Source organism: Paenibacillus barengoltzii G22 (assembly GCF_000403375.2).
GTDB lineage: Bacteria > Bacillota > Bacilli > Paenibacillales > Paenibacillaceae > Fontibacillus > Fontibacillus barengoltzii.
The window spans coordinates 968,984-990,283 of record NZ_KE159653.1 but is presented as its reverse complement, the minus strand read 5'-3'; the positions used below and the strand labels follow the sequence as shown (position 1 = coordinate 990,283).

The 21,300-nt window shown below is 52.8% G+C and carries 16 protein-coding genes; 10 read left to right on the top strand and 6 right to left on the bottom strand.

The features are described from left to right. Window positions 1-25 precede the first annotated feature (25 nt). Complete coding sequence (locus C812_RS12875; RefSeq protein ID WP_016313088.1) at window positions 26-949, bottom strand: TIGR01777 family oxidoreductase; 924 nt, start codon at window positions 947-949, stop codon at window positions 26-28. Window positions 950-1,030: 81 nt separating this feature from the next. Further along, complete coding sequence (locus C812_RS12870; protein ID WP_208855759.1) at window positions 1,031-1,444, bottom strand: DUF2621 domain-containing protein; 414 nt, start codon at window positions 1,442-1,444, stop codon at window positions 1,031-1,033. A 236-nt stretch (window positions 1,445-1,680) separates the two neighbouring features. On the opposite strand from C812_RS12870, the gene C812_RS12865 reads away from it, so the two are divergent. From C812_RS12865 to ppnP, 4 genes are all read left to right on the top strand, one after another. After that, window positions 1,681-2,793: a deoxyribonuclease IV gene (locus tag C812_RS12865; protein WP_016313086.1), complete on the top strand. Its 1,113-nt coding sequence runs from the start codon at window positions 1,681-1,683 to the stop codon at window positions 2,791-2,793. A 39-nt stretch (window positions 2,794-2,832) separates the two neighbouring features. Continuing rightward, entirely contained in the window at window positions 2,833-3,732 is a 900-nt protein-coding gene (purU, locus tag C812_RS12860) for a formyltetrahydrofolate deformylase (protein WP_016313085.1), read from the top strand. A gap of 383 nt (window positions 3,733-4,115) precedes the next feature. Further along, complete coding sequence (gene tkt, locus C812_RS12855; protein WP_016313084.1) at window positions 4,116-6,140, top strand: transketolase; 2,025 nt, start codon at window positions 4,116-4,118, stop codon at window positions 6,138-6,140. Between the two features lie 81 nt (window positions 6,141-6,221). Further along, window positions 6,222-6,551: a pyrimidine/purine nucleoside phosphorylase gene (gene ppnP, locus C812_RS12850; protein ID WP_016313083.1), complete on the top strand. Its 330-nt coding sequence runs from the start codon at window positions 6,222-6,224 to the stop codon at window positions 6,549-6,551. A 101-nt stretch (window positions 6,552-6,652) separates the two neighbouring features. Here the strand turns inward: ppnP and C812_RS12845 are convergent, their stop codons facing one another. After that, window positions 6,653-7,540 (bottom strand): NAD(P)-dependent oxidoreductase, encoded by an 888-nt coding sequence (locus C812_RS12845; RefSeq protein ID WP_036625137.1) that lies wholly within the window; start codon window positions 7,538-7,540, stop codon window positions 6,653-6,655. 237 nt (window positions 7,541-7,777) lie between these two features. On the opposite strand from C812_RS12845, the gene C812_RS12840 reads away from it, so the two are divergent. The 4 genes from C812_RS12840 (at window position 7,778) to C812_RS12825 (ending at window position 11,869) form a co-directional block, all read left to right on the top strand. Then, window positions 7,778-9,133 carry a glucose-6-phosphate isomerase gene (locus C812_RS12840; protein ID WP_016313081.1) on the top strand — a complete coding sequence of 452 codons (1,356 nt, stop codon included), beginning with the start codon at window positions 7,778-7,780 and terminating at the stop codon, window positions 9,131-9,133. A gap of 99 nt (window positions 9,134-9,232) precedes the next feature. After that, window positions 9,233-9,865 carry a YigZ family protein gene (locus tag C812_RS12835; RefSeq protein WP_016313080.1) on the top strand — a complete coding sequence of 211 codons (633 nt, stop codon included), beginning with the start codon at window positions 9,233-9,235 and terminating at the stop codon, window positions 9,863-9,865. Window positions 9,866-9,870: 5 nt separating this feature from the next. Continuing rightward, the gene (locus tag C812_RS12830) at window positions 9,871-10,467 is read left to right on the top strand and encodes a TetR/AcrR family transcriptional regulator (protein WP_016313079.1); all 597 of its coding nucleotides are present in this window, start codon (window positions 9,871-9,873) and stop codon (window positions 10,465-10,467) included. Window positions 10,468-10,804: 337 nt separating this feature from the next. Continuing rightward, complete coding sequence (locus C812_RS12825) at window positions 10,805-11,869, top strand: sulfate/molybdate ABC transporter ATP-binding protein (RefSeq protein ID WP_016313078.1); 1,065 nt, start codon at window positions 10,805-10,807, stop codon at window positions 11,867-11,869. 60 nt (window positions 11,870-11,929) lie between these two features. Here the strand turns inward: C812_RS12825 and C812_RS12820 are convergent, their stop codons facing one another. The 3 genes from C812_RS12820 to C812_RS12810 all read right to left on the bottom strand — a co-directional run bounded on the left by C812_RS12820 (window position 11,930) and on the right by C812_RS12810 (window position 15,051). Continuing rightward, on the bottom strand, window positions 11,930-12,760 hold the full coding sequence (locus C812_RS12820; protein WP_016313077.1) for a carbohydrate ABC transporter permease: 831 nt from the start codon (window positions 12,758-12,760) through the stop codon (window positions 11,930-11,932). Window positions 12,761-12,784: 24 nt separating this feature from the next. Continuing rightward, window positions 12,785-13,672 (bottom strand): carbohydrate ABC transporter permease, encoded by an 888-nt coding sequence (locus C812_RS12815; RefSeq protein ID WP_016313076.1) that lies wholly within the window; start codon window positions 13,670-13,672, stop codon window positions 12,785-12,787. A 107-nt stretch (window positions 13,673-13,779) separates the two neighbouring features. Further along, a complete protein-coding gene (locus tag C812_RS12810) occupies window positions 13,780-15,051 on the bottom strand; it encodes a sugar ABC transporter substrate-binding protein (protein ID WP_016313075.1) in 1,272 nt (423 codons plus the stop codon). Window positions 15,052-15,526: 475 nt separating this feature from the next. On the opposite strand from C812_RS12810, the gene C812_RS12805 reads away from it, so the two are divergent. Then, window positions 15,527-17,692, top strand: coding sequence for a glycoside hydrolase family 3 N-terminal domain-containing protein (locus tag C812_RS12805; RefSeq protein WP_016313074.1), 2,166 nt, complete (start codon window positions 15,527-15,529; stop codon window positions 17,690-17,692). A 32-nt stretch (window positions 17,693-17,724) separates the two neighbouring features. Next, window positions 17,725-21,078, top strand: a complete 3,354-nt coding sequence (locus tag C812_RS12800; RefSeq protein WP_016313073.1) for a GH36-type glycosyl hydrolase domain-containing protein — start codon at window positions 17,725-17,727, stop codon at window positions 21,076-21,078. Window positions 21,079-21,300 lie beyond the last annotated feature (222 nt).

Here is a 21,300-nt window from a genome sequence, read left to right as displayed (position 1 = left end):
GATATTCCAGTCTTCCGGGCCCATTTTACCTCAAATCGGCGACGGCCGATTCCAGGTCAGGGAAATTGAAGGTGAATCCCGCAGCTAACAGCGCTTGGGGAACGACCTTCTGCCCTTCAAGCAGCAGCATGGACATCTCGCCTAATGCTGCTCGGAGCACCGATGCTGGGAGCGGCAGCCAGAAGGGACGGTGATGCACGCGGCAGACCGTCCGCCCGAATTCCTGGTTCGTCACCGGCTGTGGACTTACCGCGTTCACCGGCCCGTGAATGGACGGAAGGGTAGCGCAATAATCGATCAGCCTCACCATGTCCCGCAGGTGAATCCACGGGACCCACTGTTTGCCGCTGCCGAGGTTGCCTCCAACGCCAAGCAGATAGGGCAGACGCATCAAAGGGTAAGCCCCGCCGTTTCGCCCCAGCACGACTCCGGTCCGCAGCTTCACGAGGCGAACGCCATGGAACTCAAGGTCCGCCGTCTCTTCCCAGGCTGCAGTTACCTCGGCGAGAAAATCGGGAGGCGGCGATGGAATGGCGGCGCTCTCGTCAAACGTTTCGGTGAACGAGGTGCCGTAGATGCCGACCGCGGAGCCTTGTACGACGACTTCGGGCTTGCGCTTCATCCTCGTGACAGCGCGTGCCGCCGCCCGGGTAGACTCCAGGCGGGATTCCAAGATACGCCGTTTCGCCTGTTGCGACCAGCGCTGGCTTAGCGTAGCTCCGGCCAGATTGACGATCACGGAGGCGCCCTCCAGCAACGAGGAGGTGTGCTCAACCTCAGCCCATGTTACAGAGGCCAGCCTCTCATTCCTATAGGCGGTCTCTCGCAGCCAACGATTTCCCTTAACCGCTCCCCGTGTGACGACGATAACCTCTTGTCCAAGGTCCAGCCAATATTCAGCTAGCGCCCGGCCGATAAACCCCGATCCCCCGAAAATGACCGCTTTCATGCGACGAATCCTCCTTTATGCAAAAACATCCAGCAACCTGGTACAAGACAAGGTGCCGGATGTGATTTTGCGGGGTAGACGTTACTTGTTCATTAAATGTTGGTAAGGGCGATAATCGATCTGATTCTTCTCCAAAAACTTGACGAGGAACTTGTTATCCCGCTTTGGCGTCGCGATGATATAACCTCGGATGCAGTGCTCTTGCGTAACCTCAGAGGCGTTCTCCTGCACCGCGATTTTGCCGATCTCGGCAGCAATCGAATGCTTGGCGATATCCCGGAACGGCCCGGGAACCGGCTCAACCAACCGATCCAGGAACGCCTTGGCCTCCTCGGTCCAGAGAGGGCGGCTCTTCTCCACCCAATAGTTCTGCCAGTCCAGCTTCGACATGCCGTCGGCCTTCGGGAGCACCTTCAGGAATTTGCGGAACATAAAATATCCGCCGATCGCCATCATGCCGAGCAGCACGAAGCCCCAGAACGCAATGCTGTTCATAAACCAGCGGTTAGGGCCTTGGGCGCTTAATATGTAACCGAACGTTTGCAGCACATTTATCACCTCAGAACGGATTTCGCTTTTCGCGAAAAATTCAGCTATTATGAATAGTAGAAATTAATTCTTTTTAAATCGAAGATAATCAGCTAAATTATACCTTATTTCTTTATTTATTTCAGCATTCAAGCTAAAATAGGTTTGTTTAGCGATTTATTGTCCAAAAGGGGGAAAACACTTTGTTGAAAATTGGTTCCCATGTTTCGTTCTCGGACAAGGGTCTGCCCAGCGCTACGGCCGAGGCGGTAAGCTACGGCTCCAGCTCGTTCATGATATACACGGGGGCACCGCAAAACACGCGGCGTAAACCGATTGAATCGATGAATATTGAAGAAGGCAAAGCGGCGATGGAGCAAGCCGGAATCGGCGAAATCGTCGTCCATGCGCCTTATATTATCAATTTAGGTTCTTATAAATCGAACACCTATCAGCTGGCAGTTGACTTCCTGCAGGAGGAAATCCGCCGGACGCATGCGCTGGGTGTACGTAATATCGTGCTTCATCCCGGCGCTTTTACGGACAAGGATGCCGAATACGGGGTGAACCGCATTGCTGAGGGATTAAACGAAGTTCTAAACGGCACGAACGAAACGGATGTGTGCATTGCCCTGGAAACGATGGCCGGCAAAGGCACCGAGGTTGGCCGGAGCTTCGAAGAGATTGCGCAGATCATTGATAAAGTTCAACACAATGAGCGGTTAACGATCTGCCTCGATACCTGCCATATCCATGACGCGGGGTACGATATTGTCAATGATTTGGACGGGGTATTGAAGAAGTTCGATGACACGATTGGACTTAAGCGGATTGAAGTCGTGCATATCAATGACAGCAAAAATCCGGTAGGCGCGGCCAAAGACCGCCATACGCCGATCGGCTCCGGCTGGATCGGATTCGAAGCGATCAACCGCGTTGTGCACCATGAGGCGCTGCAAGGCCGGCCGTTCATTCTGGAGACACCTTGGGTTGGGAAGGATGCGAAGACGCAACGCCCGATGTACGAGGTTGAAATCGCTCTGCTGCGCGGAAACGTTGCCGAACGGTTTGGCGATGGCTTCCTGAACGATGTGGAGCGGTTGGCTGACTTCTTCGCCAAGCAGGACATCCATTCGCGTTCCTATGTGTTAGACACGTGGAATTTGCTCAAAAATGACGCCAAAGCGAAAAAAGCGGACCCGCGTGAACCGATGGAGCGCCTGTACGACCTCACCGTCGAAGCCAGCTTGTTCCCGGATTTGACGGAAGAACAGATCAACCATCGCCTGGTGGCCTGGTTCGCCAGCGGTAAATAAGATATAGATAACACAAGAAGCAAGGGGATCAGAAGAACAATGGATACACATGTCAAAACGGGCGGACAACCCGTGAAGCCTCATGAAAGCAATCGCGCGCGCATGTTGATTTCCTGTCCGGACGGACCAGGGATCGTTGCGGCCGTATCCCGCTTCCTGTATGAGCATGGAGCGAATATCGTGCAATCGGACCAATATACGATGGACCCCGAGGGCGGGATGTTTTTTATGCGAATCGAGTTTGATTTGGACGGATTGGACGGGCGGATCGACGCGCTCAAGAGCGATTTTGAAGCGATCGCTTCACAGTTTAAGATGCAATGGAACATCTATCAGCTCAGCCGCAAGAAGAAGCTGGCCATCTTCGTATCGAAGGAGGATCATTGCCTCGTTGAGCTGCTCTGGCAGTGGCAGGCCGGCGACCTGGACGCTGAAATCTCCATGGTGGTGAGCAACCATCCGGATATGAAGGAGTACGTCGAGTCGTTTGGGATTCCGTATTACCATATCCCCGTAACGCCGGAAACCAAACACGAAGCGGAGCAAAAGCAACTTGAGATCGTTGGCGGCAAAGTTGACCTGATCGTGTTGGCAAGATACATGCAAATTCTCTCTCCGGCCTTGATCGAGCCGTATCGCAATCGTCTCATCAATATCCATCATTCGTTCTTGCCCGCATTTGTCGGCGGGAAACCGTATGCCCAAGCGTATCAGCGCGGGGTGAAGATCATTGGTGCGACTGCGCACTACGTGACCGAGGAGCTGGACGGCGGGCCAATCATTGAGCAAGACGTGCAGCGTGTCAGCCACCGGGACGATGTCAGCGAGCTGAAACGCATCGGCCGCACCATCGAACGGGTTGTGTTGGCTCGGGCAGTGAAATGGCATATCGAAGACCGAATTTTGGTGCATCAAAATAAAACGGTAGTGTTTAACTAACCCGCCGTGCAATCTCCACAAAAAATGAAGCCGGCCACCCAGATGAATCGTCAGGGTGGCCGGTTTTTTTGCGATGATTATGCTCCCCGGTAGGCAATCCCGTCGATCATCAGCAGACAGTCGGCATCGATAAACTCCGTGGTGGTGGTGGTCATGCGGGCAGGAAATTGGTTGGGCTCAAAGTATTTCATCATCATCATCACAAAAAATATCATTCGTGTAAGAAGGTTTGGGAATAATGGAATAATGGTATGGAAAAGGCGAGAAGGAAGTGCTACAATAGATAAAGTCAAAATGATTTTTTCAAAATGATTGTTTTGTAATTGCAGCGTTAAGGTTTCATGAGTTTCAAGACTTTTTTCATCATTAAGGAGGAAACACGAATGCCACTTACAGACAACAATTCGATCGACAATCTCTCGATCACCACAATTCGTACGCTGGCGATCGACGCGATCGAAAAAGCGAAATCCGGTCATCCGGGCATGCCGATGGGCTCTGCTCCGATGGGTTATCAATTGTTCGCCAAAACGATGGTCCACAATCCAGATGAACCAACCTGGATCAACCGCGACCGTTTTGTTTTGTCCGCTGGTCATGGTTCCATGCTGCTGTACAGCTTGCTGCACCTGTGCGGTTATGACCTTCCGATGGAAGAAATCAAGCAGTTCCGTCAATGGGGCAGCAAAACGCCAGGCCATCCAGAGTATGGTCACACTGCCGGCGTTGATGCAACCACCGGTCCGCTGGGCCAAGGTTTGGCGATGGCCGTGGGGATGGCGCTTGCCGAAACGCAACTGGCTGCGACCTACAATAAAGGCGATCTGAAAGTCATCGACCACTATACGTACGGCATCTGCGGCGACGGCGACTTGATGGAAGGCGTAGCCAGCGAAGCAGCGTCGCTTGCCGGTCACCTGAAGCTGGGCAAATTGATCTTCCTGTATGACTCCAACGATATCTCGCTGGACGGTAAGCTGAACCTCAGCTTCTCGGAAAATGTACGTCAACGCTTTGAAGCTTACGGCTGGCAAACGCTGCGTGTCGAAGACGGCAACGATCTGGCTGCAATCGAAGCGGCGATCGAAGAAGCGAAACGTGACACCGAACGCCCAACGCTGATCGAAGTGAAGACGATCATCGGCTACGGCAGCCCGAACAAGCAAGGGAAAGGCGGCCACGGCGGTACGCACGGCTCCCCGCTGGGACCTGAAGAAGCGAAGCTGACGAAAGAGAACTATAAATGGGTTTATGAAGAAGACTTCTATGTGCCGCAAGAAGTGCGCGAGCATTTTGCTAAAGTCAAAGAACGCGGTATCGCGGCATATCAAGCTTGGCAAGAAACGTTCAAGCAATATAAAGCACAATATCCAGAGCTGGCGGCTCAATTCGAGCGCGCGATTGCCGGCGACCTGCCATCCGGCTGGGATGCGAAGCTGCCGAAATACAGCCCGTCGGACAAAGCCGTTTCGACTCGCGTTGCTTCCGGTAACGCACTGAACGGACTGGCTCCGAACGTGCCTCAGCTGCTGGGCGGCTCCGCTGACCTGGAAAGCTCGACGATGACTCATCTGAACGATCTGGCAATGTATACGCCGGAAACCCGCGACGGCCGCAACCTGTACTTCGGCGTACGCGAGTTCGGCATGGCTGCAGCGATGAACGGGATCATGCTGCACGGCGGTTTGAAAGTATTCGGCGGTACGTTCTTCGTGTTCACTGACTACCTGCGTCCAGCTGTACGTTTGTCCGCTCTGATGAAGCTGCCGGTAACTTACGTGCTGACGCATGATAGTATCGCGGTTGGCGAAGACGGCCCAACGCATGAGCCGATCGAACAATTGGCTTCCCTGCGCATCATCCCTGGCTTGACGGTCATCCGTCCGGCAGACGCGAACGAAACGTCCGCAGCATGGGCTTATGCCGTAGAAAATAAAGCGAATCCGGTAGCTCTGGTGCTGACGCGTCAAAACCTGCCGATCCTGGAAAGCACGGCTGAAAAAGCACGCGAAGGCGTGAAACGCGGCGGATACGTTGTATCCGATGCGAAGGACGGCAAGCCGGTGGCTCAGATCATCGCGACAGGCTCTGAAGTTCAACTGGCCGTCAAAGCGCAAGCAGCCTTGGCTGAAGAAGGCATCCATGTTCGTGTCATCAGCTTGCCAAGCTGGGATCTGTTTGACAAGCAAGATCAAGCTTACAAGGACTCCGTCATCCTGCCGGATGTCAAAGCCCGTGTAGCTGTAGAAATGGCACATCCTTTTGGATGGGAACGTTTTGTCGGCGAGAAAGGCTCGGTCATCGGCATCGACAAGTTCGGGGCATCCGCGCCTGGCGACAAAGTGATCGCAGAGTACGGCTTTACGGTTGAGAATGTCGTAAGCCATGTGAAAGCTCAATTGAAATAATGGATGTGTAAGTTCACCAAGTCAGGTTAAGGCCGGCTTGGTGAACGACTTCTTGTTAGGAGATGGAAGGGAGAGGGGAACGTGACCCAGCAACTGCAAAATGTGACTGTAGATAAGCAAGCTAACATTTATTTCGACGGCAAAGTCACGAGCCGGACCGTATGGCTTCCTGACGGAAACAAACTGACGCTGGGGATCATGCTCCCTGGCGAGTACGAATTCGGCACGGATTCGCTGGAAGTGATGGACATCTTGTCCGGGGACCTGAAGGTACTGCTTCCAGGCGAAACGCTGTGGCGCGAAATTAGCGGGCGTGGAACGTTCACCGTTCCCGCCAAGTCTTCCTTCAAGCTGGAGGTGCGCAGCGTGACGGATTACTGCTGCTCTTACGGGGCGGGAGCCGAGGCGTAAGCCACCCTTTGGCAGGATAACCAAAAAGGCAGGTATCAGCGAAATAATTACAATCGCTGAACCTGCCTTTATGTTCCTCTTCTGTTCGAACCGGCGGTCGATTATTCGCCGATTTGCTTGCCGATCCAGGCTTCATACACTTTGACGATGGAGGAGAGATCCTCGTCGCCGAAGCCTTGGGTTTGCCCCGCTTGGAACAGGCTCTTGGCCAGATTCAGCATCGGGGCAGGGATGCCGGAGCCGTCGGTTAACGAAGACGCGAGCTTCAAATCTTTGAGCATCAACGCCAGCGAGAACTGATTCGTAAAATCATGTTCGATGATTTTGCGGCCTTTGAGTTCGGCGGCTTTACTGCCGGCGGAGCCCAGCTGTACGAGCTCCAGGAATCGGTCGGCTGGCAGACCGGACTTGGCCGCGATGGCAAAGCCTTCGGCCAGCGCCAGGTTGTTGATGCCAACGATCGTGTTATGGGCCAGCTTGGCGACGGCGCCGCTGCCGTTGTCGCCCATGTGCAGCACTTTTTTGCCCATCGTATCGAATAGATCCGTTACTTGCGACAGTGTTTCCGCTGAGCCGCCGACCATAAAGACGAGCGTGCCGTCGATGGCGGCTGGTGAGCTCCCGGTGACCGGGGCGTCAAGGAACGAGCCGCCAAGTGCAGCAATCTGCTTAGCCAGACGTTGGACGAGCGCTGGTGAGATGGTGGAGCAGTCGATGACCGTGGTTCCAGACCGAATTCCGGCTAAGACACCGTTATCCCCTTCGTAGACTTCGATAATGGAATCATCATTGCTGACCATCGTAATGACAACGTCCGCTCCAGCGGCAGCTTCCTGTGGTGAAGCAGCTACAGTAGCACCCAATTCGGTTAACGGCGCCGCTTTAGAGGCGGTCCGGTTATATACAGTTACAGGATAACCTGCACGAAGCAGGTTCGAAGCCATCGGTGCACCCATCGTCCCGAGGCCGATAAATCCGATTGATTTCAAGTTCGTCACCAACTTCCATAAAAATTGAACATCATTTAATTATTTTAGCACGGGTTGTGGAAACCTGTATATTGTGCCCTTGTCATCGCTGGGAAATTACAGTATCCTAGGTTTAAGTTATTTGAGGGGGCGTTCAGCCCGGATATATTTACCAGATTGCAGCTACCAGCAGATATTGAACGTTTCCTCTTGGATAGGGCCAGTATGATAAATATTAGAAAGAGGAGAGTATCAGCTATGTCCAAAAAAGTGACTTTTGACTACAGCAACGCCCTGCAATTTGTTGGGCAACATGAGATCGATTATTTCGCCGAGCCTGTTCGCGTCGCTCATGAGCAATTACATAATGGCACCGGAGCAGGTTCCGATTTCTTGGGTTGGATCAACCTGCCGACCGATTATGATAAAGAAGAATTCGCTCGTATCCAGAAGGCCGCGGCCAAAATCCAAAGCGATTCCGACGTTCTGATCGTCATCGGGATCGGCGGCTCTTACTTGGGGGCACGCGCCGCTATTGAATCGCTGTCCCATTCGTTCTATAACCTTTTGCCGAAGGACAAGCGTAAGACGCCGGAAATTTATTTTGCCGGGAACAACATCAGCTCCACTTACGTAAATCACTTGCTTGAACTGATCGAAGGCAAGGATTTTTCCGTGAACGTTATCTCCAAATCGGGGACAACTACGGAGCCGGCGATTGCTTTCCGTATTTTCCGTGCAGCCTTGGAGAAGAAGTACGGCAAGGAAGAAGCGCGTAAACGCATTTACGCGACGACCGACAAAGCAAGAGGCGCGCTGAAGAAGCTGGCTACCGAAGAAGGTTACGAAACCTTTGTCATTCCGGATGACGTTGGCGGACGTTATTCCGTATTAACTGCGGTTGGCCTGTTGCCGATTGCGACAGCAGGTATTAATATTGAAGAAATGATGCAAGGGGCTGCCGATGCACAGAAGGAATTCAGCAACCCGAACTTAGCTGAGAACATGAGCTATCAATATGCAGCTGTCCGGAACGCGCTGTACCGGAAAGGGAAAGTTACAGAAATTCTCGTAAACTACGAGCCTTCCCTCCACTATGTATCGGAATGGTGGAAGCAGCTGTATGGTGAAAGTGAAGGTAAGGACTACAAAGGGATTTATCCGGCATCGGTTGATTTCTCCACCGACTTGCACTCCATGGGTCAATTTATCCAAGAGGGCAACCGGAATATCTTTGAAACGGTCATCCAAGTAACCGAGGTGCCTAGCCACATCACGATTGAATCCGATCCTGCGGATTTGGACGGGTTGAACTTCTTGGCTGGCAAAACGCTGGACTTCGTGAACAAGAAGGCGTTCCAAGGTACGCTGCTGGCGCATACAGACGGTCAAGTTCCAAACTTGGTTGTTAATGTGCCGGATTTGACGCCGTACTCCTTTGGTTACCTGGTGTACTTCTTTGAAAAAGCCTGCGGTATCAGCGGATACCTGCTTGGCGTAAATCCGTTCGACCAACCGGGCGTCGAAGCGTATAAGAAGAACATGTTTGCGCTCCTTGGCAAACCGGGGTACGAGAAGGAAAAGGCCGAACTCGAAGCACGTCTTTCCAAGTAATCTACGTCATTTCGATTAAATGTTTATCAGCGCCAGAAGCAGTTCACCGGCAAGTTCCGGAGGAGCTGCTTCTTGGCACATTCATAAGGATGGTCTCATATGCTAGAAAAGTACAAGACGGTCAGGCAATCCGGAGAGAAGGAAATCGTCATCAAGAAATCAAGGTTCATCGGACATGTGAAGCCGGTGGAAACCGAAGCTGAAGCAATCCAGTTTATCGAGGAAATCAAGAAGAAACACTGGAACGCGACACACAACTGTTCCGCATATATGATTGGGGAACGGGACGAGATCCAGAAGCAATCCGACGATGGAGAGCCTAGTGGTACGGCCGGCAAGCCGATTTTGGAGGTGATCAAAAACCAGGGCCTCAAGAACGTTGCAATCGTCGTAACCCGGTATTTTGGCGGGATCATGCTAGGGGCGGGCGGCCTTATCCGTGCGTACACCGACGGAGCTGTTGCAGCGCTTGAAGCAGGTGAAGTCATTACCCGCGTATTACACCAAGAAGTGTTTGTTGAGCTGGATTACACCTGGCTGGGCAAAGTGGAAAATGAACTGCGTAACCGCGGCATCCGTACGGGAGAGACGGAGTTCGCGGATAAAGTGACATTATGCTGTCTGCCGCTTCATCCGGAGGTAAACGCCTTCATGGATTGGATGACTGATTTGACGGGTGGTCAGGCCGTGATGACGGAAGGTGACAAGGTTTATTTTATTGAAGGGGAATAATGCCTATGGCAAGAAGAGCAGTTGATCAGGAGTTGTCGAGAGAAAGAATTATGGAAGCGGCCCGTCATTTGTTCATTACCAAAGGGTACCGCGGAATATCCATGAGGAGCATCGGTCAGCATTTGGGATACAGCCACGGCTCGCTATATTATCACTTCAAGGAAAAGGCCGAATTATTTTACGCCATCGTTGTAAAAGATTTCGAGTCGCTTACCCACCTGTGCGAGCAAGTGACAAAACGCCCCCCAGCCGACGGGCTGACCAAGGCGGAGCAGCTCATGCTGGAATTTATTAAATTTGGCTTGGAGCATCCGCACCAATATGAAATCATGTTTATGCTCAGGGATGAGGAAATCCTAGCATACTGTCGCAACGAACAAGCTAAATGTTTTAATATGTTCGAGTCGCTTATTCGCAGTTTTCTGCAGGAAGAGAAGCATCCGCTGGAGAAGCATCCGTCTCTTCCGCTCAGTATGTTTTTGGGTATGCATGGATTTATCTCTTACTACATCCAAGATCGGCTGACCTTTGAAGAGATTAAGCCGGCTGCTGTCGCCCACGTAAAGTTGTTAAGCCACAGTGTTTACCGTGTAACGTCATAAGGCGTTTTTGTTTTCACTTCGCACTTTATCCAATTACACCAGTATAGCATCAATACTTTATAACACTAATTGACAAAACCGGCAATCCGAGTTGAAGTTCATCGGGATTTGCCGGTTTTTTTGTTTGAGGGAATGGTGAAAACAGCCGTGTTTCGCGGTAAGCTGATACTTTTTTTCAGATTGACGAAATGCCTGAGCTTTGGTAATCTATTCTTAATATTAATCCAAGTAAATTTATCAGAATTTAACGAATGATGATACGGATTCGGGCAGCAATGAGAAGAACGGCAGTAACTTGACTTGGGCTTTCGAAATTGGAAAGGATGTGGGGTTTGGCATGCATGTAGAAGTGCGGAATTTAAACAAGCATTTTGGCAGCTTCCATGCCGTTCGAGATGTGAGTTTTGGCATCGAAAAGGGGCAACTCATCGGCTTGCTGGGGCCGAGCGGCGGCGGTAAAACGTCCATTCTTCGCATGCTCGCGGGTTTGGAGCAGCCGGATGAAGGGGAGATCCTGTTCGATGGACAGCGGGTGAATGAGTTAAAGCCGCAGGATCGCGGAATCGGCTTTGTCTTCCAGAGCTATGCCCTGTTCAAGCATATGACCGTATTCGATAATATCGCTTTTGGGTTGCAGGTGAAGAAAGTCCCGAAGGCAGAAATACGGGAGCGGGTGATGGAGCTGGTTCAGCTGACCGGGCTGAGTGGATTCGAGAACCGCTATCCGCATCAGCTGTCCGGCGGGCAGCGACAACGGGTCGCCTTTGCCCGGGCCTTGGCGCCGCAGCCGCAGCTCTTGCTGCTGGACGAACCGTTTGCGGCGATCGATGCGAAGATCCGTCAGGAACTGCGGTCGTGGCTGCGTGAGCTGATCGAGCAGGTGGGCATCACCTCCATCTTCGTTACCCATGACCAAGATGAAGCGATTGAAGTTGCTGATGAGATTATGATCATTAACCAAGGCCAGCTGGAGCAGAAAGGGACGCCTTGGGATATTTATAAAGAGCCGCAGACCCCATTTGTCGCCTCGTTTATTGGCCAATCCACGCTGGTGGAGCGTGCCGCCGATCTGAAGGGCTTCGAGGAAGAATGCGGAGGGCCGGCGACCAAAGCGTTGATTCGTCCAGAGTACATTGAAGTGGGGAACGAGCATGAGTTTACGCTACTCTCCGCAACCGCCCCCGGAGTGGTGAAGCATCTCCACTTCCGCGGCAGCGAATGGCTGGTGGAGGTCGAGGTGGGCGGACATACACTGACGACCTTCCGTTCGCTGGAGAAGGAAACGTTGAAGGCCGGACAAGAAGTACGCGTGTTGGTGCACCGCGCTTATCTGTTTGACGACGAACGGAGCTGGATTCTGGAGAATCCGTTGAAGCGCGAACCGCTCAGCGTGATCATTTAAACCTAAAGGGCTGTATCAAGGAAAGCGTCTGCGGCTTTCCACGATACAGCCCTTTAGTTGTTATTTCATACCGGAAATCGAATAGTTTTCGATAATATGTTTTTGGAAGATGATGAAGATGATGATGATCGGAACGACCATAAATGCGGAGCCCGCCATCTGCAAGGCGTAATCGCCTCCGTACTGGCCCTTAAGCAACTGCAGGCCCACCGACAAGGTATACAGGCTCTCGTCGTTCGCGATGATCAGCGGCCAGAGGAAGCTGTTCCAACCGGCGATAAAGGTCAGGATGCCTTGAACCGCCAGGATTGACTTGGAAATCGGCAAAGCGATCTGTACGAAAATGCGGAATTCGCCGGCGCCGTCCAGACGGGTAGCTTCCATCAGCTCGTCGGGAATCGTCGACATGAACTGGCGGAACAAGAAGATGCCGAAGGCTCCGACTAAGCCCGGTAGTACAATCCCAACCATGGTGTTAGTTAAGCCCATCATGTTCAGGATCAGATAGACCGGAATCATCGTGACCTGTCCGGGAATCATCATGGTGGCCAAGACGAGATAGAACAGACCGTCCCGCCCCTTAAACTTATACTTCGCGAAAGCAAAGCCGGCCAGGGCGTTCAGGAACAGGCCCAGGAAGGAGAAGACAACAATGATTAACGTATTTCGCAAATAGACACCAAACCGCATGTTCTCAAACAGTTCTTGGAAGTTCTCCAGCGTGAACTGGTGGGGCCATAGGGTAGGCGGGATTTGCGCTACTTCGCTTTCCGGTTTAAATGACGACAGGATCATCCAGACGAATGGCAGCAGCATCAGCAGGCCCATCACACCGAGCAGAATTCCGACCAGCCATTGCAGCGCTTTATCGCCCGAGGTTCTGGTTTGCATATGTGTACACCTCCCGGGATGACATCAGACATCCGCTTCCTTGTTTTGAAATTTGAATTGAATCAGCGTGATCAGGATAATCGCGAAGAACAGAATAAAGGAGCCTGCCGCAGCATATCCAAATTTGCTGAATTGAAAGCCGTTGTTATAAATAAACAAAGCTACGGAGATCGTGCCATCCAGCGGACCGCCTTTGGTCATGACAAAAGGTTCCTCGAAGAACTGCAGCCAGCCAATCATCGTGGTGATGGACACAAAGAAGATGGCGAAGCGCAGCAGCGGAATCGTAATCGACCAGGTCTGCCGCCAGTTGCTGGCCCCGTCGATTTGCGCCGCTTCATAATACGTTTTCGAGATGCCTTTGATCGCAGCGATGAAAATAATCATATTTAAGCCAATTGCCCGCCATACGGCCAGGATAATCAGCGAGATTTTCGCCATGACCGGATCTTGCAGCCAAGGGACAGACCCGAACCCCAGCGAATTCAAAATATAGTTAAGCAGTCCCAGCGACGGGTTGTACAGGTAGCTCCATACGACGGCTACCGCCACGACGTTGGTGACCGACGGCATATAGAAGATGACCCGAAACGCCTTGAAAATACGGGCCTTACCGAAATTGATCAGCAAGGCGATCATCAGGGAAATGATGATAACGAGCGGTACGCCGATAATAACGTAAAATAGCGTGTTCAAGATGGACTTTCGAAACGAAGGGTCCAGCAGCACTTCCTTATAATTATCAAAACCAACAAAGCTGATGTTGGAGAGGTCAGCCAGCCCGGCTAAATCCATATCGGTGAAGCTGATCACCAGTGCAATGGCGATCGGAAGCAGCGAAAAGAGCGCCAGCAAAATCAAGGTCGGCGCAATGAACAGGTAAGGTGCATTTTTCTGCGATAAGCCTTTCATCTCGGATCACTTCCTTTATTCAGCGCGTCTAAGCTAACGTCACCACCTCTGCCCGCCGGGAAGACAAAGCTCCCGGCAGGCTATAGGCGGTTGGGTATTGCTTTCGCTTACTTACTGAGGATTTTCTCAGCTTCGGCGTTGAAGGCATCCATTTCTTTCTGGACATCCGCACCGCCGCGAACGATACGTTCAAAGCTCTTCAGATAAGTTTGAGCAATTTGCTCCCAAGTGGTGAGCAACGGCATCGGCTCGGAATGCTCCAGCTGCTCTTGCAACGCTTGATAGTTTGGATCGTCTTTGAGGGACGGATCTTCCCAAGCCTTCAAGTTGGTTGGCAGCGATTTGGTGAGCTGCATCCATTTGATTTGTGTTTCCGGCTTGCTCATGTATTGAATGAATTTCAAAGCTTCGTCTTGATGTTTCGTGTATTGGAATACCGACAGATCGGAGCCGCCCAACGCGGAAATGTTGTTCTTCTTCGCTGGCAGCGGAGCGACCGCCCATTTGCCTTCCAGATCCGGAGCTTGCGTCTTGATCGAGTTAATCATCCAAGGGCCGCTGATGAACATCGGAACAACACCCTCGCCGCTCAGCCCTTGAACAGGGTCCAATCCAAGGTCAATCGGTGCGGAACCGTCTTTAAAGAATCCGTTCAAGTATTCTACCGCTTCCACGAACTCCGGCTGGTTAAACAGCGGCTTGTTCTGGTCGTCGAGCAGCTTGGAGCCGTTCTGACGGGCGAACATAAACGCCAGCGATTGTTCGTTCATATCAATGCTAATCCCGTACTTCCCGTTGCCGCGGTCCGCCAGCTTCTTTGCTGCATCGCGAAGTTCATCCCATGTTTTTGGTGGTTGGTCATAGCCAACTTCTTTCAGCAGGTCCGTGCGGTAGAAGAGGACGCGGGTCTCGGTATACCACGGAATCCCCACGATTTTACCGTCATATTTCGTTGTGTTTACGGCACCCGAATAAAATTGATCCTCTTTAAATTCCGGATACTTGTCCACCACGGAAGTCAGATCCATGAGCGCGCCGGCATTCGCAAACTCTGGAATCCAGGTTGTCCCCATTTGAATAACGTCCGGACCTTTCTTCGAAGCGACGGCGGTCAGCAGCTTGTCATGCGCATTCGACCAAGGCAGGGCTTGAACATCCACCTTAATGTTGGGATTCTCCTTCATGAAGTCATCCGCGATTTGCGGCAGCGATTTCGCTTCGTCGCCCATCGCCCATACGCTAATTTGCACTTGTTTGTCGCCGCCGTTTGCGGCCCCATTCCCGCCATTCGCAGCGTTATCTTTCGATCCGCAGCCAGCAAGAAGGCTAGCGAGCACCAGTGAGCTGGCAATGAGGGTAGTTGCTGTTTTTTTCCACATAAGGATCGTCCTTTCTGAAAATAATAGCTGTAAGTAATATGAGACATTATTTAACTTTTTTATGCAAAACAGATGAGCCGGCCTTGAGGACAGCAACACCTCCTTCTCAAGTATCGAAATGAGTCCCCTTGAAATAACAAAGTTGATGTCGCCAGTTGCGCGACCATAAACAGGTGAAACGTTTCGATTTTGAAAAATATAAACCTGATTCCTAGAAAATCAGAACCAAGTGAAACGTTTCGACTAATTATAAAACAGATTGTAATCGTATTCAATATCTTTTTTTCGGATCATTACCTGATGCTCAGTTTGTTAAAATGACTTTATTGAAACGTTTCTATAAATTATGAAATCGCCTTCTATGAAAATTGACGGATTTTTTGATTCGATATATAATCCAACTATTCAAATAATCGAAACGTTTCACCGATATGCTATTAACCATAATCTTTATACCGAAAAAGGTGGGGAACCCATGACACAACAACCCATAGAGAATTACCTGAAGCAGATGACCCTGGAGGAGAAGGTTGACCAGTTGCTGCAGCTTGCCGTCCCGTTCTTTGAAGGAGCTCAGACGGAAGGGGAAATCACGGGTCCGATGCAGGAGCTGGGCGTAACCGAGGAGACGGTGCGAAACACAGGCTCGGTTCTCGGATTATCCGGGGCGCAGGAAGCAATCAACGTGCAGCAGGCGCATTTGAAGAAGAACCGATTAGGCATTCCACTATTGATGATGGCCGATATCGTCCACGGCTTTAAAACGATCTTCCCCGTACCGCTGGCCATCGGCTGTTCTTGGGATTTGTCTCTGGCGGAGCGAAGCGCTGAGATTGCTGCGAGAGAAGCCGCCGTGTCAGGGGTTCACGTTACGTTTGCCCCGATGGTCGACCTGGTGCGCGATCCCCGGTGGGGGCGGGTCATGGAATCGACGGGCGAAGATCCATACCTCAACAGCGAATTTGCTCGGGCGTTTGTCCGCGGCTTCCAGGGACGTGATTTGCGGAACGATACCAGCCGGGTGGCTGCCTGCGTGAAGCATTTCGCCGCCTATGGCGCGGCTGAAGGCGGACGGGATTATAACACCGTCGATATGTCGGAACGGCAGCTGCGCGAGACTTATCTGCCGGCTTACAAGGCCGCGTTGGAAGAGGGCTGCGAAATGGTCATGGCGTCGTTTAATACGGTGGATGGCATTCCGGCAACCGGCAATCGGCGCTTGTTACGTCAGCTGCTTCGCGAGGAATGGGGCTTTAACGGCGTGATCATCTCGGATTGGGGCGCAGTCAAGGAATTGATCCCGCACGGAGCTGCAGCTGACGAGAAGGAAGCGGCTCGCCGCTCAATCGAAGCGGGCATCGACATCGAGATGATGACCACCTGTTATATGAAGCACTTGACGGAGCTGGTGAAGACCGGGGTGGTTGAGGAAAGACGGATTGATGAAGCCGTGCTGCGGATCCTGCAACTTAAAGAGAAGCTGGGGCTGTTTGACAATCCTTATCGCGGTGCAGATCCGAAGCGGGAAGCGGAGATCGTCTTCTGTGACGAACACCGGGCCGCTGCCCGTGAGCTGGCAACCAAATCCTGCGTTCTGCTCAAAAACGACGGTGTGCTGCCGCTGCGGCGGGATCAGTCCATCGCGTTGATTGGCCCGTTCGCGCAAAGCGGCGACATTCTTGGGCCGTGGTCCTGGCAGGGGTCAATGGAAGCGGCGGTTCGGCTCTATGACGGCCTTGTCGCGAAGGCAGGCGCAAGCCGTATCGTTGTAGCAGAGGGATGCGGTATCGAGGAAGGCGATGAGCGGCAGCTTGAGGAAGCGGTGGCCGCAGCGGCTCGCGCCGATGTGATCGTGCTGGCCTTAGGCGAAAGCTCGGAAATGAGCGGTGAGGCAGGAAGCCGGGGAGATATCCGGCTGCCGCAGGTGCAGCTGGCGCTGATCGAGCGCCTGGCTGAGCTGGGCAAACCGATGGCGGCGGTGTTGTTTAACGGCCGGCCGCTGGACCTTCACGGCGTAGCGGATCGCGCCCATGCCGTGCTGGAAGCGTGGTTCCCGGGCAGCGAAGGCGGCCACGCGATCACCGACCTGTTGTATGGAGACGTGCAGCCGTCGGGACGGTTGTCGATGTCTTTTCCCTATGCTGCAGGGCAAATTCCTGTGTACTACAACCACTTCAACACCGGGCGTCCGAAGGGAGCGCCAGATGCTCAGATCAGATACGTTTCGCAATATCTGGACATGCCAAACGAGCCTTTATTCCCGTTTGGATTCGGTCTAAGCTACACCACATTCGAATATGGCGAGCCGGAACTGTCGACAACGGTGATGACACCTAAGCAGTCGCTAAGCATCAAGGTGAAGGTGACGAATACCGGATCGGCAGCTGCTGAGGAAACCGTACAACTCTATATCCGCGATATCGCGGGGGATGTGGTTCGACCGGTCAAGGAGCTGAAGGGATTTCGCAAAATCTTGTTGCAGCCCGGGGAAACGCAGGAAGTCACTTTTGACATCAACGAGGCGCAGCTGCGATATCATCACAGCGATTTGACTTACAGCAGCGATGCGGGCGAGTTTATTGCCTTTGTAGGTCCCAACAGCCGAGATGCTGCCGGCGTGCGATTTATTTTGCAAAAATAGAAATCATCATAAGGATCAAAGGAGTGGAAAGGATGACGACAGCAACGGAGGCGAGGAAAGTTCTTCGTGCGGGGGACTTGACCTTTACGTTATGGAACAGCGGCGATCTGTACGAAATGAAATATCGGGACATCCTGATGAATCAGCTGTTATCCGGCCCGGTGGAAGGCTCGATGAACAATCTGTATTTACGGCTGCATCATCCCGAAGGGATTCGGGCCATTCCCTTACTCGGCATCCGCTCGAACAGTCGGCTGAGCTTCGGAGCGGATCGTGCGGTTTGGAAAGGGGAAGCCGAAGGGATTCAGTACGAGGTCGTTTTGAGACTCGATTCCCGGGGAATTTGGTTCTGGGATGTTCGGTTGGAGGGACAAACCACGGTTGAGGTCGATGTGGTTTATGGCCAAGATATCGGGCTTGCCGAACCGGGAGCGGTGCGAAGTAATGAAGCGTATATGTCACAATACATTGACCATACCGTCTTTCAACATGAACGGCGAGGGGCGGTCATCTGCTCGCGGCAAAACCAGCCGCAGCGCGGGAAATTCCCATATCTGCAGCAAGGGGCGCTGACTGGAGCAACGGGATTTTCGACCGATGGCTTTCAATTTTTTGGGTTGTCCTATAAAGAGACGGATCACCCTGAAGCGCTGATGCGCAAGGAGCTGGCGAACGAAGTATATCAATACGAATTTGCGTATGCGGCGCTTCAAACAGGTCGTCAGGTGCTGAGTGGGCAAGCGCGGGTTGTCTTCTACGGGCTGGTGCGGGAGGATCATCCGGAAGCGATCGAGACGCTGGAATTCCAGGAGTTGATTGAAGATGCGTGGCGTGAATTCGAGGCCGCTCCTGTAAATGCGGTTGAGGCTGCAGCTTCCGTAGCCTTGGCGAAGGAAATTGGCGAGCCGTTGTCGGGTTTACCGATGGACGAGGCCGAAATCGAGGCTTCGTTCCCGCATCGTCAGCATGAGGAGCGGGATGACGGGCAGCTGCTGTCATTCTTTACGGATACGCACGAGCATGTCGTTTTGAAGGCCAAAGAACTTCGAGTTGAGCGTCCGCATGGCATCATCTTGATGTCCGGCGGGAACGACCGGGTGGGCAGCGAAGTGATCACGACAACTTCATACATGTACGGCGTCTTTAATTCCCAAGTCGTCGTGGGCAACACCTCGTTCCACAAGTGGGTATCCAACGTACGCAACGCGCTGAACGTCTCCAAAGCGTCCGGGCAACGGATCTATGTGGAAGTGGACGGAGTGTATCGGCTGCTGACGATGCCGTCGATGTTTGAGATGGGCTTTAACTATGCCCGTTGGACCTATAAACTAGCGGACGATACAATCGTCATCACCAACTATACCGCAACGGATTCCCCGGAACTTGCGCTTAACGTCGTGTCTAAGAACGGCCGAGCGTACCGTTATTTGGTGACAAACCAAATCGTGATGAATGATGTGGAGTTCCAACGATCTTTCCTTATGGAGCAAAACAATGGAGTGCTGACGTTCCGCGCCGACCGTGAAGCGTTGTCTGCTTCCGTCTATCCGGACCTGGCGTACCGGATGCACGTGACGGGAACGGGCTTTAGCGTGGCTGATGAGCGTCGGCTGGCTCCGGATGCCGCGCCGGGCAGCTCGTCACTGGTGGTGTTGGAAATAGAGCCTAGCAGCCATTGGACACTGACGGTGCAAGGGCTGCTGCACGGCGGGGAATCGCAGCCAGCGATTCAGGAAGTCCAGGAAGAAAGTGTTCGGTATCGTGCGTTTTTGAGCCAAGTGATGAACGGTTTCCGGTTATCGCTGGAGGAAGTGTCCGCACCCGCAGCTCAGGAGCTGCAAAAGCTTAATACGCTGGCCTGGTGGTATACGCACAATATGCTCGTTCATTTCTCGGTGCCTCACGGGCTGGAGCAATACGGCGGGGCCGCTTGGGGAACCCGCGATGTGTGCCAGGGGCCGGCGGAATATTTTTTGGCGACGCAAAAATACGAGGTGGTCAAGGACATCCTGAAGACGGTGTATGCTCACCAATATGAGGATGATGGCAATTGGCCGCAATGGTTTATGTTTGATCGGTACTTCCGGATTCAGCAAGAGGAGAGCCATGGCGACATCATCGTTTGGCCGCTGAAGGTGCTAAGTGATTATCTGACGGCGACCGGGGACTATGGATTGCTGGATGAAAAGGTTCCGTATACGGTCAAAGGAAGCTTTGAACCGTCTGCTGCATCGGCGACGATCCGCGAGCATGCGATGAAGGAAATTGGCTATATCCGCAGCCATTTCTTGCATGACACCTACTTGTCTTCCTACGGCGACGGGGATTGGGATGATACGCTTCAACCGGCGAACGCCCAGCTCAAGCGCTTTATGAGCAGCAGCTGGACGGTGGCGTTAACGTACCAGACGTTCCGTCAGTTGGCGGAGGCGCTGTCGGAAGAGGAACCGAGTTGGGCGGAGGAGCTTGCGGAGCTGGCGGAGGGCATCAAGCGTGATTTTAACAAGTATATGCTGAGCACCGAAGTAATCCCGGGCTTCGTCTATATGGAACAACCGGGCCAAGCCGAACTAATGCTGCATCCATCGGATACGAAAACGGGAATTCATTACCGCCTGCTGCCGATGACTCGCAGTATGATCGCCGAGTTGCTCACTGCGGAACAGGCGGAAGCCCATTACGGCGTGATTAGAGAGAAGCTGTACCATCCGGATGGCGTGCGCTTGATGGATCGGCCGGCCAAATACCGAGGCGGTGTGAGCACGCACTTCAAGCGGGCGGAGCAGGCGTCCAACTTCGGGCGTGAGATCGGACTGCAGTACGTCCATGCCCATATCCGCTTCATCGAAGCGATGGCGAAGCTGGGCAAAGCCGAGGAAGCTTGGAGCGGGTTGCACAAGATTAACCCGGTAGGGCTGAAGGATGTCGTGCCAAATGCGGAGCTGCGGCAAAGCAACGTCTACTTCAGCAGTTCGGACGGCAAATTCTCCACCCGTTACGAGGCGGAGGAGCGGTTTGATGAGCTGCGGAGCGGGAAGGTGCCGGTGAAAGGCGGCTGGCGAATCTATTCCAGCGGCCCCGGAATCTATATGAACCAGCTGATCTCCAACTGCCTAGGCATTCGAGTGCGAGGGGAGGACCTAATCATTGACCCTGTGCTGCCGCCGCATTTAGATGGACTGCGGTTTAAATTTGCGTGGATGGGTATCCCCACCACGTTCATCTACCACCTGAAAGGCCAGGGCCGCGTGGTGCGGATCAACGGCCAAGAGATCCCGGTTCGGGAGAATCCGGGATATTACCGGAGCGGCGGCGTTCGGATTGGCCGGCAGGATTTTGCGGCGTTCGGGTCGAATGATCATAACGTCGTTGAAATCTGGATGTAAGCTGAATTCAAGATTCGACGTCGAGTTTGCATCTAAGAAACTCATCGTGATGGGAAGAACACTTTTTGAACTACCGAGTAAAATAGAGGTTCAAAAAGTGGGGTTTCCAGCACCGAGAAGGTTGGATGAAGCTTAGGGACTGAGTAGCGGAGCGTAGGAAAAACCTACGTGAGCAACGGAAGGGCCGGCTGAATTCAAGATTCGACGTCGAGTTTGCATCTA